The sequence below is a fragment of the Pseudonocardia sp. genome, from assembly GCF_025965585.1.
GTDB lineage: Bacteria > Actinomycetota > Actinomycetes > Mycobacteriales > Pseudonocardiaceae > Pseudonocardia.
Map to the genome: position 1 here is coordinate 1 of NZ_JAOPWR010000080.1, position 14,768 is coordinate 14,768.

The following is a 14,768-nucleotide window of genomic DNA, read 5'->3' on the forward strand; positions in this document are numbered from 1 at the left end:
CATCGGCGACCACCGGAAGGCCATCCAGGAGACCGAGGAGCCCGACCCGGTGACGCAGGACATGCTCATCGCCCAGTCCGGCGAGCTCGAGCAGCACCAGTGGTTCGTCCGCGCCCACCTGGAGAACTCCGACGGCACGTTGCGCTCGGCGGGCGCCACGACCGAGGTGGACGCGGCCCGCGACGCCACGGCCTGACGCGGCGCACACGCACGACGGGTGCCTCCGTGCCGGGAGGCGCCCGTCGCGGATGCCGGGGGTGGTCACCAGGTGACGGGCAGCTCGTAGAGCCCTCCGGTGAGGCGCTCGGTGTGCAGGCGCAGTTCAGCGGGGTCGACGGCGAGCCGCAGCCCGGGCAGCCGGGCGAAAAGGCCGGCCAGCACGACCTTCAGCTCGGTGCGGGCGAGGCTCGCGCCGATGCAGAAGTGCGCCCCGTGGCCGAACGAGAGGTGGGCGTTGGGAGCGCGGCCCACGTCGAAGGTGTCCGGCTGGTCGAACGCGCGGCCGTCGCGGTTGGTCGCGAGCGTCGAGAAGATCACGGCGTCTCCCGCCGGGATGGTGACGCGGTGCTCGCCCTCGCCGACGGTGAGGTCGGCGTGGGCGTAGCGGGCGAGGCCGACGCCGTCGGGCGCGGCGAGCCGCAGCACCTCCTCCACCACGCGGGAGACGATGGACGGGTCCGCCACGAGTGCGTCCCGGGCGGCCGGGTTCTCCAGCAGGAGCAGGACCCCGATGCTGATCCGGTTGACGGTGGTCTCGTGGCCGGCGAACAGCAGGCCCGCCACCATCATCGCGAGCTGGTTGTCGTCGAACATCGGGTCCTCGCGCTGGGCCGCGACCAGGTCGGAGATCACGTCCTCGCCGGGCTCGGCGCGCTTGGCCTCGGCCAGCCGGCCCGTGTACTGCATGAGCTCGACGATGGCGGTGACCGGGTCGTCGCCGGTCATGGTGGCGGCGCGCTCGGAGAGGTCCTTGAAGTGGTCGCGGTCGGCGTAGGGCACGCCGAGCAGCCGGCAGATCACGTAGATCGGCAGCGGCACGGACAGCAGCTCGTGCAGGTCGACCGGCGTGCCCCCGGTGCCGGCGGCGATCATGCGGTCGAGCAGGTCGTCGGTGAGCGTCTGCACGTCGTCCTCGAGCTGCCGCATCCGGCGCGCGGAGAACGCGGGCACGAGCAGCCGCCGCATGCGGCTGTGGTCGGCCTTCTCCGTCGCGAAGTTCCCGGTGGGCCCGCCCATGAACCCGGAGGCGGAGATCCGTGACGCCCGCTCGGGGTGCGGGTGCGAGCGGCCGAGCCGGTCGCTGCCGAACAGCTGCTTCGCCTCGTCGTAGCCGGTGACCAGCCACGCCGGGTCGCCGGCCGGGGTCAGGACGCGGGTGACCGGGTGCCGGGCGCGCAGCCGGGCGAAGGTCGGGCCGACGTCGAGCACGCCCGGCCGGTCGAAGGGGAGCTGCAGGGTCTCGACCGTCTCGGTCGTCATGGCCACTCCTGCGTGGGTTGGGGTCCGCTGCTCGACCACCATAAACGAGAAGGGGCTCTCACTTCAAAGCGGACGGGTCACATCGGGGGGAGGGGCCGGTGCGACGGGCCGGCCCGGCTGCCGTCGAGCAGCAGGGCGAGGTAACGCCGCCACGCGCGGCCCGCGTCCGGCCCGGGGTACTGCACCATCGTCGTGACGACCATCGCGATGAGCACCGGGAGGTCGTCGGGGGTGAGGTCCGGCCGGGCCGCGCCTCCCTCCTGCGCGCGCCGCAGCGCCTGGCCGAGTGGATCCATGAACCGGACCGCGTCGGCGACCACGCCCGCGTCCTGGGCCGCCGCCGCGAGCGGTGCGTTACCGGCCAGGGCGAGGACCGTGGCCTCCAGGCCGTCCACGAGCCCCTGCCACGGATCGGGACCGCGCACCGCGGCCGTGACGAGCGGGGTGACCTCGTCGGTGGCGAAGCGCTCGAACGCGGCGCGGATCAGGTCCCGGCGGCTGCCGAAGCGCCGGTAGAGGGTGGCGACGGCGACCCCGGCCCGCGCGGCGACGTCGTCCACGGCGAACCCGGGGCCGACCTCGGCGATCGAGTCCCGCGTCGCGTCCAGGATGCGCTCGTGGTTCCGGCGGGCGTCGGCGCGCAGCGTGCGGGCGGGACCGGACGACTCGGGCATGCCGACAGCATGGCCCGTCGCACCGCGTTGCGGGGAGGTGGTCGTTCGGTAGCGTGATCGGCACCCGCTCCCAGCACCGCCAGGAGACGCTCCGTGACGACCCCTCCCGCGTCGCTGCGGCACGCCGTGCACGTCCTGCCCGACCTGATGCGGCCGGTCATGCAGTCCGACGTGGTCGACCCCGGCCACTTCGCCTCACTCGATCCCCGGCTCGACATGCCGGCCGCGGACCTGGCGTGGTGGGCGGCGGCGCCGCGAGCCGCGCGTACGCACGAGAACGGAAGCACACCATGAGGATCGGCCTGCACATCGCGGACTTCACCTACCCCGACGGGCCCACGGGCCTCGCGGACGACCTGACGAGGGTGGTCACGGCCGCCGAGGAGGCGGGCTTCGCGCGGGTCAGCGTGATGGACCACGTCTGGCAGATCTCGGTCCACGGCCCGCCCGAGCACGAGATGCTCGAGGCGTACACGACGCTGGGCTACATCGCCGCGCGCACCTCGCGGGTGGAGCTGCTGGCGTGGGTCACGGCGGTGACCTATCGCGAGCCGGGGATGCTCGCGAAGCTGGTCAGCACGCTCGACGTCCTCTCCGGCGGACGCGCGTGGCTGGGCATCGGCGCGGCGTGGAACGAGGCGGAGGCCGTCGGGCTGGGCCTGCCGTTCCCGCCGCTGGCCGAGCGGTTCGAGCGGCTGGAGGAGACGCTGCGGATCTGCCTGCAGATGTGGGGGCCCGACGACGGGCCGTTCCACGGCGAGCACTACCGCCTGGAGCGCACGCTCAACGTGCCCCAGCCGCTGCAGGACCCGCGTCCCCGCATCCTCATCGGGGGCGGCGGGGAGAAGAAGACGCTGCGACTGGTGGCGCAGTACGCCGACGCCTGCAACCTCTTCGCCGGCCCGGAGATCGAGCGCAAGCTCGACGTGCTGCGCGCCCACTGCGCGGCCGAGGGGCGCGCCTACGACGCGATCGAGAAGACCGCACAGCTCCCGCTGGACCTGGGGGAGCGCGGGGAGAACGTCGACACCTTCCTCGCCACGCTGCAGCGGCTGTCCGACCTGGGCGTCCAGGCGGTGCAGGGCAAGCTGCCGCGGGTCTGGGAGCCCGAGCGGATGGAGCTCTTCGCCCGCGAGGTCATCCCGGCCGCCGCGGCGATGTGAGGGTCAGAGCCCCAGGCTCTTGCCGATGATCTCCCGCTGGATCTCGTTGGCACCGCCGTAGATCGGCGGGGCCAGCGCCCGGCGCACCTGCCCCTCCATGCCGTACTCGCGGGCGTAGCCGTACCCGCCCATCAGCTGCATGGCCTCCAGCGCCGTGTGCTTGGCGACCTCGGTGCACTTGAGCTTCGCCATCGCGCCCTCGCGGTCGATGGCGTCCTCCTCGCCGGCGTCGATCCGGTCGGCGACGTCGTAGACGAAGGCCTTGCAGTACGCGATCTCGGTGGCCAGGTCGGCGATGCGGTGGCGGACGGCCTGGAAGCTGCCGATGGTGCGGCCGAACTGCTCGCGCTGCCTCACGTAGGCCAGCAGGTCGTCCAGCGAGCGCCGGGCGGCGCCGAGGCTCATCGCGGCGATGATCAGGCGCTCGACGTTGAGCCCGCGCATGAGCTGCTTCCAGCCGTTGCCGACCTGCCCGACCACGCTGTCGGCGGGCAGGCGCACGCCCGTGAGGTACAGGTCGTTGACGGTGTGCGCCTCCATCGTCTCGATGGGCCGGATCTCCAGTCCGGCGACGTCGGCCGGCATCATGAACAGCGTCAGGCCCTGGTGCTTGGTGCCGGCCGAGTCGGTGCGGGCCAGCAGCAGGATGTGGGTGGCCACGTGCGCCGCCGACGTCCATGTCTTCTGGCCGTCCAGGACGAACGCGTCGCCGTCGCGCACGGCCTTCAGTCGCACGCCGCCGAGGTCGGAACCGGCGCCGGGCTCGCTCAGGGCGATGGCCTCCAGGCCGCCCCCGCAGAGCGAGGCGACGATCGTGCGCTTCTGCTCCTCGGTGCCCCAGCGCAGATAGGTCTGCGCGGCGGTGAGACCGGTGGCGTAGCCGGTGATCGGCGCGAGCCCGCGGAAGGCCTCCTCCAGGAACAGGCACTCGTCGACGAACCCCGCGCCCGCGCCGCCGTACGCCTGCGGGAACGAGACGCCCAGCCAGCCCAACCGCGCGAGCTCGGCCAGCAGCTGCGGGCTGTTGGACAGCCGCCCGCCGTCGGTGACGGCGTCGCGCTGTGCGAGCGTGCCGCACCTCTTGTCGCAGAACGCGGCGACCGCCGCGGCGAACTGCTGCTGCTCCGCAGAGAACCGCATGTCCCGTCCTTGCTGCCGATATCGGTCCGACCGTACGACCATAAGACCGGAAAGGGCCGGGCGGCAAGCGGCGGTCACGCGAAGCCGGCACGCAATGACGGGGAAGAGCCGATGCCCGACGACCAGCTGCAGGAGTACCGCGAGAGAGCGCGGGCGTGGCTCGCCGGAGGCCGCCGTACCGTCCGCCCGCTGGTGGACATGACCGGCGGCACCCCGTTCAACGTCGGCGAGGAGTACGGCGCCGGGTCGACGCCGCAGCGCCCGGCCTGCCGCGTCACCGCGTGCGACCCCGGCGCAGCGCTGATGAAGCGGCTGCGCGCCGACGCGGGCTGCCCGCGGGGAGGCTCACGTGTCCGCGCGGGCGTAGTCGCGCAGGCGCCGGGCGTAGTCCGCCCGGAAGGCGCTGTGGCGCCGGCGCAGCTCGTCGCCCGGCCAGTCGAGCGGCAGCAGCTCGGGCGGCAGGTACGGGTCCACGAGCAGGTGCCGGAATACCGTGGCGACCAGCATGAACCCGGCGGCCAGGCCCTCCACCTCGTCGAACGCCGCGCAGAGCCGCCGCGCCTCCTTCGCCCAGGCGGGCAGGTCCCAGAGCGTCGCGACGAGCTTCTCGGGGTCGGGGTGGCGGGAGGTGAAGAACGTGCACTGGCCGGCGACGGTCTCGCCGGGGGAGCGCAGCAGGTTGTCGGGCCGCAGCCACACGCCCTCCCGCAGCTCGGCCAGCCGCAACCCGGCCATGCTCCGGCGCAGGGCGACCCGTTCGGGAAGCTGTCGTGCCGCGGCCGTCACGACGGCCATCTCCCAGCCACCGTCCCAGTCCCTCGCCTGCGGTGAGCTGCCCTCCTCTTGCCGCGCCTGGCGCCGGACCAGGCGCTCGGTGAGCCGGTACACCCCGTTGTCGGCGACGACGTCGCCGTCGGCGGCCATGCGGGTCAGTGCGACCCGCGTGGTCCGCTCCGCGATGCCGAACAGCCCGCCGACCTTCACGAGCTCACTCACCGGCAGCGCGGGCGGGTGGTAGCCGAGCAGCGCGCTGATCGCCACCGACCGGGCGGTGAGAGGCGTGATGGTGGGCAGATGGCGGTCCTGCACGGGCGGACCCTACGCGGCGGAATCGACTGTGGTGTGGATCACGACAAGGATGATACGGTCAAGCATCGCCTGATGCAGCGCTGTATCAAGCGTTGACGAGGAAGACGGGAGCGGTGTCCTGCCATGCCGAAGGTCCTGTACGACAAGCGCGGCGAGATCGCGTACATCACGCTCAACCGGCCGGACAAGCGCAACGCCATCGACACCGAGACCGACGACCTGCTCCGCGAGGCGTGGACATCCTTCCGCGACGACCCCGAGGTGCGCCTGGCGATCCTGACCGGCACCGGGGACAAGGCCTTCTGCGCCGGCGCCGACCTCGCCACCCACGTCGACGGCTGGCTCGAGGGCGGCCCGGACCTCGGCCGCAGGGCCCTCGGCCACGGGTTCGCCGGGGGCATCACCCGGGAGATCCGGACGAACAAGCCGATCATCGCCGCGCTCAACGGCTGGGTCATCGGCGGCGGCATCGAGCTCGCCCTGGCCTGCGACATCCGGGTGGCCGCCGACGACGTCTCCTTCGGCTTCTTCCACATGCAGCGTGGCATGCACTTCGGCGACGGCGGCATCGTCCGGCTCGTCAACACCTGCGGCGTCGGCATCGCGATGGAGCTGGAGCTGATGGGGGAGCCGATCTCCGCCCGGCGGGCGCTGGAGTGCCACCTCGTCAACCGGCTCGTTCCGCGCGCCGACCTGATGGCGACCGTCGAGGACATGGCCGCGAAGATCCTGCGCCACCCGCGGACCGCCGTGGAGTCGGCCAAGGAGACCATCCTCGACGTCGCCGGCCGCCCGCTCGACGACCAGCTGCGCATCGAGTGCCTCAACAGCTACTCGATCATGGCCGACCCGGAGATCGTGGAGCGCAAGGAGGCGTTCCTGGAGCGCCGCGAGGGCGTCGGTCGTGGGTGAGGCGCGCGTGGTCCGGGTCGGCGTCAACCTCATGCCCGAGCACTGGGTCGAGGGGCCGGCGCGCACCGGCCGGGCGCTGCTCGCCCACCGGGCGAAGCTCTTCGGGCGGATGACCGCCGGGGGCATCGACCACGTGATGGTCGGCGACCACGTCATGTTCCAGGGCGGTGTGGGCAACGACGGCCTGACCGACGCGGCCTCGGTGGTGACCGCCGCCGCCCACCTCGACGCCGACCTCGACGTCTACCTGGCCGTCTACCTGATGGTGCTGCGGCATCCGATGCTCGTCGCGCGGCAGATCCTGACCGTCGCGCAGCTCGCCCCGGGCCGGCTGTCGCTCGGCCTCGGGATCGCCGGCGACGACCGGCGCGAGGTCGAGGCCTGCGGCGTCGATCCCCGCACCCGCGGGCGCCGCATGGACGAGGCGCTCGGGCTCGTCCGCCGCCTGCTCGCCGGCGAGGCGGTGACCCACGACGGCGAGTTCTTCCGGCTCGACGACGCGCACCTGCTGCCCACGCCGGAGCAGCCCGTCCCGCTGATCGTCGGGGGGCGGTCGGATGCGGCGCTGCGCCGCGCCGGTCGGCTCGGCGACGGGTGGCTCGGCATCTGGACCAGCGCGGCGCGGTGCGCGCAGGCGATCACGGCGGTCGAGGGGTACGCCACGGACGCGGGGCGCACCGGCGTCGACTGGCGGCACGGCATGACGTTCTGGTGCGGGTTCGGCGCCGACCGCGCCGAGGCCCGCGCGCGGGTGGCCCCGGCCATGGAGGGCCTCTACCGGACGCCGTTCTCGGCGTTCGAGCGCTGGATCCCGCACGGCACGCCGGCCCAGGTGGCCGAGCGCGTCACGCCGTTCGTCGAGGCCGGCGCCACCACGCTCAACTTCATCCCCTTCGCGGGCAGCGACGAGGCCGGCATCGACGCCGTGGCCGAGGTCCGCGCGCTGCTGCCGCGCAAGGTTGCCGAGGAGGCGTCATGACCACCGTGTCCGACCAGCTCGCACGCTCCGACGAGTACCGCGCCGCCGGCTACTGGGACGACGACACGCTGCCCGCGATCGTCGACCGCTGGGCCGACGACGCCCCGTCGCGCCCGTATCTGTCCGACGGGGTGGGCACACTGACCTGGGGCGCGTTCCGCGAGCAGGCCTGGAACCTGGCCGCCGCGCTGGCCGAGCGCGGTGTGGCGCCCGGTGACCGGGTGGCCGTGCAGCTCCCCAACTGGAACGAGTACTTCGTCGTCTACGCCGCGTGTGCGCGCCTCGGCGTGGTGATGATCCCGGTCGTCACGGTCTACCGGGCCGGTGAGGTCGGCTTCATCGTCGAGAACTCCGGTGCGGTTGCGCTGGTGACGTGCGGGGAGTTCCGCCGGTTCGACCACGGCGCGATGGCGGCCGAGATCGCCGGCGACGGCCCGCTGCTGCGCATCGTCGTGCGCGGGGAGGTCGGCGACGGGGCGCTGGCCCTCGGAGACCTGGTGGCCGGAGGGTCCGACCGATCCCTGCTGCCGCCGATGCCCTCGGCCGACGACCCCCACCTGATCCTCTACAGCTCCGGCACCGAGTCCCGGCCCAAGGGCTGCCTGCACACCTGGAACACCAGCTCGTTCCTGCCGAAGCAGGCCGTCGCCGCGCTCGGCATGACGCGCGACGACGTGATGTTCATGCCCTCACCGGTCACCCACGCCCTCGGCCTGACGCTGGGCGTGATGGCCCCGACGCTCGCCGGCGCGGCGGTGCACCTGCTCGACGTGTTCGATCCGAGGACCGCGCTGGAGCGCATCGCCGAGCACGGCTGCACCGGCACCGCGAGCCCGGCCCCGTTCATCCGGATGATGCTCGACGCCTTCGACCCGGTCGCGCACGACGTGTCGCGGCTGCGGTTCTGGCTCACGGCCGGGGCACCCATCGCCGCCGCGCTGGTGGAGGACGCCGCGAGCCGGTTCAGCGGTTGCCGCGTGGTCAGCGCCTACGGGTCCAGCGAGGTCATGATGGCCACGGTGTGCCGACCGGAGGACCCGGTGGACCGCGTGGCGTCGTCCGACGGCGGACCGGTACCCGGCGTCGAGATCCGCATCGTCGGCGACGACGGGGAGACCGCGCCCACCGGCGCCGACGGCGAGATCCGCTACCGCGGGCCAGGACGGCTGCTGGAGTACTGGAACCGGCCCGACCTCACCGCGACCGCCATCGACGACGAGGGCTGGTGGCGCACCGGGGACCTCGGCCGGCTGGACGACCGCGGCTACCTGCGCGTGACGGGCCGGATCAAGGACATCATCATCCGCGGCGGGTTCAACATCAGCGCCCGCGAGGTGGAGGAGGCCCTGCTGGCCCACCCCGCGGTGGCCAACGTCGCCGTCATCGGCCTGCCGGACCCGATCGTGGGGGAGCGGGCCTGCGCGGTGATCGAACCGAGCGGCACCGACGTCCTCACCGTCGACGAGCTGCGGGCCTACCTGACCGGCGAGCGGAAGCTGGCCGTCTGGAAGGCGCCCGAGCGGATCGAGACCGTCACCGAGTGGCCCGTCACGGCCACGGGGAAGGTGCAGAAGTTCGTGCTGCGCAAGCGGTTCTCGTGAAAGGGCCCATGAGCTTCGCGACCACCCCCGACCAGGACGCCCTGGTGGAGGTGGCCCGGGAGTTCGGCCGCAAGCGCCTCGCGCCCTTCTACCGGCAGCGCGAGCGCGAGGGCGCGTTCGACCGGGCGACCCTGCGCGAGATGGGGGAGCTGGGGTTCTTCGGCGTCGAGGTGCCGCAGGTGCACGGCGGGCTCGGGCTCGACTGCCTCAGCGCCGGGCTCGTGCTGGAGGCGCTGTGCGAGTCGGACTACAACGTCGGCCAGCTCTCGGTCACCGTCTCGCTCGCGGCCACCGTCCTGGCGCGACACGGCGACACGTCCGTCGTCGGGCCCTGGCTCGCGGGGATGGTCGCGGGCGAGATCCTCCCGGCGATCGCCCTCACCGAGCCCGGCGGAGGCTCCGACGCGGCCAACCTCGTCCTGCGTGCCCGGCGGGACGGCGACGCCTACGTCCTCGACGGGGAGAAGACCTCCACCACGTTCGCCACCCAGGCCGGCTTCGCCATCGTCTGGGCGCGGACCGGTGCGGCGGGGGCCCGGGGGATCAGCGCGTTCCTCGTCCCGCTCGACCTCCCGGGCATCCGCTCCGGCGTGTTCGAGGACATCGGCGGCAGGGCAACCGGCCGCGGCTGGCTGCACCTCGACGGCGTGCGGGTGCCGGCCTCGCACCGGCTCGGCGCCGAAGGGGAGGGGTTCGTGCAGGTCATGCAGGGCTTCGACTACAGCCGCGCCCTGATCGGCCTGCAGTGCCTCGCCGTCGCCCGCCAGTCGCTGGAGGAGACCTGGGCCTCCGCCGCGGAGCGCACGAGCTTCGGCTCGCCGCTCACCGCACACCAGGGCGTCTCGTTCCCGCTGGCCGAGGCCGAGACCCACGTGCACGCCTGCCGGCTGATGTGCCTGCAGACGCTGTGGCTCAAGGACCAGGGCCTGCCGCACACCACCGAGGCTGCCATGTGCAAGTGGTGGGGCCCGAAGCTCGCATTCGAGGTGGTGCAGACCTGCCTGTTGGTCAACGGCCACGGCGCCTACTCCACGGCCATGCCCTACGAGCAGCGCCTGCGCGATGTGCTCGGCCTGCAGATCGGCGACGGCACGGCGCAGATCATGAAGCTGGTGATCGCCCGGCAGAAGGCGGGACGCCGGGCGACCACGCCCTGAACGCACCCGGCGTCAGCGCCCCTGACGACGCGACCGTGCTCCGCCGCGTGGAGTTCCTGTTCCACCACGCGGAGATACACGGAGACGGTCACGACGAGCTGGTGACCCTGCGGCGCTCGGTCTACGCCCGTCCCGGGTTCGTCCTGGCCGTCACCAACACCCCCGCCCTGCAGGACCCGGTGGTGCGCAAGGACTTCGCCTGGGCCCCCGCGACCCGCCGGTGGTCGGCGCGCGGTGGGAGGCGGTGATCCACGGCCGCCGAGACGTGCACGTGGATCACCGCGATGGGCATCGCACGACCCCCCGGTGGCCTCAGCCCACTGGCCGGTCATGGTCCCCCGGGGGGTGGCCCGGGGAGTGAGGCCGACGAGGAGCGCTGAGCCCGCCTAGATCTCGGCGCGCCGGGTGGCGAGGGTCTCGGCCACCTTCGCGAGCTTCACGTTCAGCGACTGGGACGCCGCGCGCAGCACGTCGAACGCCTCCTCCGCGGTGATCCCGCGGCGCTCCATGAGGATGCCCTTGGCCTGGCCGATGACGTCGCGGCTGCGCAACGCCTCCTGCAGCTGGGCCGCGCGGATCTCGTGAGTGGTGCTCGCACGCGTGGCCGCCAGCGCCGTGGAGGCGTGGGCGGCCAGCACCATCGCGATGTCGCGGTCTCCGTCGTCGAGGCCGGTGGTGGTGAACGAGTAGAAGTTCAGCGCGCCCAGGCGCGGCGAGCCGCCATCGGGGAACAGGCCCACGGCGAGCACGCTGCCCACGCCGGCGGCGGCCGCGGCCGGGCCCCAGAGCGGGAAGTCGGTGCCCGCCGCGAGATCGCACGAGCTGATGAGACCCGGGCCGGGCGTGCGGGTGGCCTCCACGCACGGGCCCTCGTCGAACCGGTACTGCAGCTCGTCGAGCTGGACGGCGAGCGGCAAGGTCTCGACGGGGGTCTCGAACCGCCCGTCGGGCGTCCGGAGGGTCACGCTGACCATGTCCGCACCGGTGACGACCGCCAGCGCGGCCGTGGCGACGCGCTGTAGGACGGCGTGGACCGTGGTGGCGTCGAGCAGCGCGCGGGACAGCGCGACGAACTCGGTGGCCACGGGCCCCGGCGTCGACGCATCGCGTTCGAACTCGGAAACGTCCTTGACCGACAACACGCCTCCCGTGACGGACCCGTCGACCGTCGGCGGGCCCACGAGCCTAACCCGGCCCGGTCGGTCGGCTCCGGTCAGTAGGCACCGAGCCGGTCGCGCAGCGTCGCGAGCGTGCGGCCGAGCAGCCGCGAGACGTGCATCTGCGAGACGCCGACCCGCGCGGCGATCTCGGTCTGGGTGAGGTCGCCGAAGAACCGCAGGACGACGATCGTGCGCTCCCGCTCCGGGAGGGCGTCCAGCGCGCGGCCAAGCTCGTCGCGGTACTCCGCCGTGGCGAGCGCCTCGTCGGCCCGGCCCAGCAGGTCGACGAGCGCCACGTCGCCCGATTGCACCAGGGCGTCGAGCGAGTCCGCGCTGTAGGCGCGCTGCGCGCCCAGCGCCTCGACGACCTCGTCGACCGCGATGCCGAGCTCCACTGCGATCTCGCTGGGCCGGGGCGCCCGGCCCAGCGTCGCCGAGAGCGTGGTCACGGCCTCGCTGATCGGGGCCTGGAGGTCCTTGAGCCGGCGGGGGACCCGTATCGACCAGGTCCTGTCCCGGAAGTGCTTGCGCACCTCCCCGGTGATGGTGGGCACCGCGAACCCGAGGAAGTCCGAACCGCGTTCCGGGTCGAAGCGTTCCAGCGCGCCCAGCAGCCCGACCGCGCCGACCTGCTCCAGGTCGCCGACGGGCTCACCCCGGCCGCGGTAGCGCCGGGCTATGTGGTGCACGACGGGCAGGAACCCGGCGGCCAGCCGGTCGCGCAGGACGCGGCGTCGCGGATCGGTGCGGGGGAGTGCGGCGAACTCGTGGAGCATCGGCGTGAGGTGGCCGTAATCGTCGTGGGATCGCGGCGCGTCGTCGGTGCGCGTGGCAACGCTGGTCATGGGATCACCCCGTCCGCGAGAGAGACGTGCGGACGCGCGATGGTGCATGGGCGTCCGGAACCGGTTCTGCGCGGCTGTGGTGTCAACCGGATTCGACGATAGTCCCGTTCGGGCGGGCCTGCGCGACGTGGCGCAGCACTGTCAGGAAACACGAGGGTAATCAATCGTTCGCACTGCTGGGCGAGGCCGGCTCGGTATGGTTCCGAGGCGTTCCTCGCACCGTTGTCGGGCCCGTGGACCGCGACCTGAATCCGTGACCGCAGGAGGTCCCAGGGTGGCCGAATCACGTCCGCAGACCATCGCCTACCCGTCTCCGGGCTCGCGCCCGCACCGCTACGACCTGGAGCCGCTGGCCCCGCACGTCATCGTGCTGTTCGGGGCCACGGGCGACCTCGCCAAGCGCAAGCTCCTGCCCGGCCTCGCCTACCTGGAGGCCTCCTCGCTGGCGCCCGACATCAGGGTGGTCGGCACGGCCATGGAGGACATCACCAGCGACGATTTCCGGGCGCTGGCCCGCTCGGCGCTCGACAGCTTCGGCACCCACAAGATCGACGATGAGGCCTTCGGCCGGTTCGCGGAGCGGATCACCTACGTGCCGCAGGGCGCGGGGCCGGAGGGACTGACCACGGCGGTGAAGACCGCCGAGGCGCTGCTCGGCCCGGACGTCCGGCGCCTGCACTACCTCTCGGTGCCGCCGAAGGCCGCGCAGTCGGTGATCACGATGCTGCGCCAGGCCGACCTGGTGGACAACGCGCGTGTCGTCATGGAGAAGCCGTTCGGCGACGACCTCGCCAGCGCGGTCAAGCTCAACGACTTCGTCCACGAGGCGTTCGACGAGGCGCAGATCTTCCGAATCGACCACTTCCTCGGCAAGGAGGCGGCCCAGAACATCCTCGCCTTCCGTTTCGCCAACGGGCTCTTCGAGCCGATCTGGAACCGCAACTTCATCGACCACGTCCAGATCGACATCCCCGAGACGCTCGGGCTCGACCTGCGGGCCAACTTCTACGAGTCCACCGGGGCCTACAAGGACATGGTGGTGACGCACCTGCTGCAGGTGCTCGCGTTCGTCGCGATGGAGCCGCCGACCGCCCTGGAGCCGCGCGCCATCAGCGAGGAGAAGAACAAGGTCTTCCGGTCGATGCTGCCGATCAACCCGGACGACGTGGTGCGGGGCCAGTACGGCGGCTACCGCGAGGAGGACGGTGTCGCGCGTGACTCCGACACAGAGACGTTCATCGCGCTGAAGGTCGGCATCGACAACTGGCGGTGGGCCGGCGTGCCGTTCTACCTGCGCACCGGCAAGAGGATGGCCGAGGGGATGCGGATCATCTCGATCGCGTTCCGGCAGGCGCCGCGCACGATGTTCCCGCCGGGGTCGGGCGTCGGCTCGTCGGGCCCGGACCACCTCACCTTCGACCTCGCCGAGGACTCGCGGGTGTCGCTGTCGTACTACGGCAAGCGGCCGGGGCCGGGGATGAGGCTGGAGAAGCTGTCGATGCAGTTCTCCACGCAGGAGACCGACCGGGCAGGTGACGTCCTGGAGGCCTACGAGCGGCTGATCCTCGACGCGATGCGCGGCGACCACACGCTGTTCACCACCGCGGAGGGCATCGAGTCGCTGTGGGAGCGCTCGGCGCCGCTGCTGGAGGACCAGCCACCGGTCAAGTCGTACGCGCCGGGCACCTGGGGCCCCAACGCGATCCACCAGCTCATCGCGCCGAACGCCTGGCGGTTGCCGTTCGAGCGGGCCTGGCGGTCGAGGAAGGACTGAGGCGACCGGTCAGCCGGTGTCGGGGTCCGGTGCCGCCGCGCGGGACCGACGGTAGTCGCCTGGGTCGTTGCCCAGCCCCGGCCTCCCCGGGCTCGCCCCGTTGTCCGACGGGCCCGGTGGGGACGCCGGGCCGCGTGGCCTCGGTATCGGGTCGGCACCGGTGCGGGGCGCGGCCGCGCGCGGGTCGAGCTCGTAGGCCAGCGCGTCGCGCATGCCGCTGAGGGCGCGGATCAGCCGGTTGAGATCGGCGCGGGTGGCGTCCCGGACCCGGCCCAACCGCTCGACCTCGGCGTGGGCCTGCTGGAGGTGCCGTTCGGCCGCCTGCTCCGCGGCGGTCCGGATCTCGTGGGCCCGGTTGTGGGCGTGCCCCCGGATGCACTGCGCCTCCTGTTCTGCGGCGGCGAGCAGCTCCGCCGCCTGCTGCCGGGCGGCGGCGAGCCCGTCGGTGCTCTGCCGCTCGGCCTCGCCGACCGCGGCCTCGCGGTCGGCCCATAGCCGGTGGCGGCGAAGGTCCTCGGCCTCGACCTCGGCCCGGGCGCGCGAGAGCAGCGCGTCGGCGTCCAGCTCGGCGTTCTCCCGGATCTCGTCGGCCTCCCGCTGCGCCGCCCGCAGCACCTTCTCGATCCGGTGACCGAGGCCCGGCTGTGGTTCGTCCGCGGCGGGTGGCGGGTCCTGGCGGCCGGGCACGTGACCAGTAAAGGCCACCCCCGCCCGGCGGCGTACCTCGGTCTGGTCCGACCGGTGCCTCCGGTCGTGGTGAGGACCGGCTGCTGGTCGAGCAGGTCCGCACCGGGC

General features: G+C 73.0%; 16 protein-coding genes. 9 read left to right on the forward strand and 7 right to left on the reverse strand.

Going from position 1 to position 14,768, the window contains the following annotated elements; all coding sequences use genetic code 11:
* On the forward strand, window positions 1-196 hold a 196-nt coding region (locus JWR81_RS05170; RefSeq protein WP_297647207.1), incomplete at its 5' end, for a ferritin-like domain-containing protein.
* A 65-nt stretch (window positions 197-261) separates the two neighbouring features.
* On the opposite strand, the gene JWR81_RS05175 is transcribed toward JWR81_RS05170, so the two are convergent.
* Together JWR81_RS05175 and JWR81_RS05180 are read right to left on the reverse strand one after the other, a co-directional pair.
* Entirely contained in the window at window positions 262-1,479 is a 1,218-nt protein-coding gene (locus JWR81_RS05175; protein WP_297647211.1) for a cytochrome P450, read from the reverse strand.
* Between the two features lie 77 nt (window positions 1,480-1,556).
* Window positions 1,557-2,153, reverse strand: a complete 597-nt coding sequence (locus JWR81_RS05180; protein ID WP_297647214.1) for a TetR/AcrR family transcriptional regulator — start codon at window positions 2,151-2,153, stop codon at window positions 1,557-1,559.
* Window positions 2,154-2,246: 93 nt separating this feature from the next.
* On the opposite strand from JWR81_RS05180, the gene JWR81_RS05185 reads away from it, so the two are divergent.
* Window positions 2,247-2,447, forward strand: coding sequence for a hypothetical protein (locus tag JWR81_RS05185; protein WP_297647217.1), 201 nt, complete (start codon window positions 2,247-2,249; stop codon window positions 2,445-2,447).
* On the forward strand, window positions 2,444-3,316 hold the full coding sequence (locus JWR81_RS05190; RefSeq protein ID WP_297647220.1) for an LLM class F420-dependent oxidoreductase: 873 nt from the start codon (window positions 2,444-2,446) through the stop codon (window positions 3,314-3,316). Before JWR81_RS05185 ends, JWR81_RS05190 begins: the two co-directional genes overlap by 4 nt.
* 3 nt (window positions 3,317-3,319) lie before the next feature.
* On the opposite strand, the gene JWR81_RS05195 is transcribed toward JWR81_RS05190, so the two are convergent.
* Window positions 3,320-4,456 (reverse strand): acyl-CoA dehydrogenase, encoded by a 1,137-nt coding sequence (locus JWR81_RS05195; protein WP_297647224.1) that lies wholly within the window; start codon window positions 4,454-4,456, stop codon window positions 3,320-3,322.
* A 345-nt stretch (window positions 4,457-4,801) separates the two neighbouring features.
* Window positions 4,802-5,545 carry a PaaX family transcriptional regulator C-terminal domain-containing protein gene (locus tag JWR81_RS05200; RefSeq protein ID WP_297647225.1) on the reverse strand — a complete coding sequence of 248 codons (744 nt, stop codon included), beginning with the start codon at window positions 5,543-5,545 and terminating at the stop codon, window positions 4,802-4,804.
* Window positions 5,546-5,668: 123 nt separating this feature from the next.
* Between JWR81_RS05200 and JWR81_RS05205 the strand changes: the two genes are divergently transcribed.
* From JWR81_RS05205 to JWR81_RS05225, 5 genes are read left to right on the forward strand one after another with little or no spacing between them, the layout of a single operon-like run.
* Window positions 5,669-6,457 carry an enoyl-CoA hydratase/isomerase family protein gene (locus JWR81_RS05205; protein ID WP_297647228.1) on the forward strand — a complete coding sequence of 263 codons (789 nt, stop codon included), beginning with the start codon at window positions 5,669-5,671 and terminating at the stop codon, window positions 6,455-6,457.
* Window positions 6,450-7,436, forward strand: coding sequence for an LLM class flavin-dependent oxidoreductase (locus JWR81_RS05210; protein ID WP_297647231.1), 987 nt, complete (start codon window positions 6,450-6,452; stop codon window positions 7,434-7,436). The genes JWR81_RS05205 and JWR81_RS05210 overlap by 8 nt, the downstream gene beginning before the upstream one ends.
* Window positions 7,433-9,037 carry an AMP-binding protein gene (locus tag JWR81_RS05215; RefSeq protein ID WP_297647234.1) on the forward strand — a complete coding sequence of 535 codons (1,605 nt, stop codon included), beginning with the start codon at window positions 7,433-7,435 and terminating at the stop codon, window positions 9,035-9,037. Before JWR81_RS05210 ends, JWR81_RS05215 begins: the two co-directional genes overlap by 4 nt.
* 8 nt (window positions 9,038-9,045) lie before the next feature.
* A complete protein-coding gene (locus tag JWR81_RS05220; protein ID WP_297647237.1) occupies window positions 9,046-10,194 on the forward strand; it encodes an acyl-CoA dehydrogenase family protein in 1,149 nt (382 codons plus the stop codon).
* 35 nt (window positions 10,195-10,229) lie between these two features.
* Window positions 10,230-10,442, forward strand: coding sequence for a hypothetical protein (locus JWR81_RS05225; protein WP_297647240.1), 213 nt, complete (start codon window positions 10,230-10,232; stop codon window positions 10,440-10,442).
* Between the two features lie 138 nt (window positions 10,443-10,580).
* Here JWR81_RS05225 and JWR81_RS05230 read toward each other — a convergent pair whose 3' ends face one another.
* Window positions 10,581-11,279, reverse strand: coding sequence for an ANTAR domain-containing protein (locus JWR81_RS05230; RefSeq protein ID WP_297647243.1), 699 nt, complete (start codon window positions 11,277-11,279; stop codon window positions 10,581-10,583).
* 128 nt (window positions 11,280-11,407) lie between these two features.
* A complete protein-coding gene (locus JWR81_RS05235; RefSeq protein WP_297647247.1) occupies window positions 11,408-12,199 on the reverse strand; it encodes a SigB/SigF/SigG family RNA polymerase sigma factor in 792 nt (263 codons plus the stop codon).
* A gap of 274 nt (window positions 12,200-12,473) precedes the next feature.
* Between JWR81_RS05235 and zwf the strand changes: the two genes are divergently transcribed.
* On the forward strand, window positions 12,474-13,973 hold the full coding sequence (gene zwf / locus JWR81_RS05240) for a glucose-6-phosphate dehydrogenase (protein ID WP_297647250.1): 1,500 nt from the start codon (window positions 12,474-12,476) through the stop codon (window positions 13,971-13,973).
* A 9-nt stretch (window positions 13,974-13,982) separates the two neighbouring features.
* On the opposite strand, the gene JWR81_RS05245 is transcribed toward zwf, so the two are convergent.
* Entirely contained in the window at window positions 13,983-14,660 is a 678-nt protein-coding gene (locus JWR81_RS05245) for a hypothetical protein (RefSeq protein WP_297647253.1), read from the reverse strand.
* Between the last annotated feature and the right edge of the window lie 108 nt (window positions 14,661-14,768).

What these genes read in the sequence shown, in the direction of transcription:
- JWR81_RS05175 (WP_297647211.1), bottom strand. Translation starts at nt 1,479, where the DNA reads ATGACGACCGAGACGGTCGAGACCCTGCAGCTCCCCTTCGACCGGCCG.
- JWR81_RS05180 (WP_297647214.1), bottom strand. Translation starts at nt 2,153, where the DNA reads ATGCCCGAGTCGTCCGGTCCCGCCCGCACGCTGCGCGCCGACGCCCGC.
- JWR81_RS05190 (WP_297647220.1), top strand. Translation starts at nt 2,444, where the DNA reads ATGAGGATCGGCCTGCACATCGCGGACTTCACCTACCCCGACGGGCCC.
- JWR81_RS05195 (WP_297647224.1), bottom strand. Translation starts at nt 4,456, where the DNA reads ATGCGGTTCTCTGCGGAGCAGCAGCAGTTCGCCGCGGCGGTCGCCGCG.
- JWR81_RS05205 (WP_297647228.1), top strand. Translation starts at nt 5,669, where the DNA reads ATGCCGAAGGTCCTGTACGACAAGCGCGGCGAGATCGCGTACATCACG.
- JWR81_RS05215 (WP_297647234.1), top strand. Translation starts at nt 7,433, where the DNA reads ATGACCACCGTGTCCGACCAGCTCGCACGCTCCGACGAGTACCGCGCC.
- JWR81_RS05220 (WP_297647237.1), top strand. Translation starts at nt 9,046, where the DNA reads ATGAGCTTCGCGACCACCCCCGACCAGGACGCCCTGGTGGAGGTGGCC.
- JWR81_RS05235 (WP_297647247.1), bottom strand. Translation starts at nt 12,199, where the DNA reads ATGACCAGCGTTGCCACGCGCACCGACGACGCGCCGCGATCCCACGAC.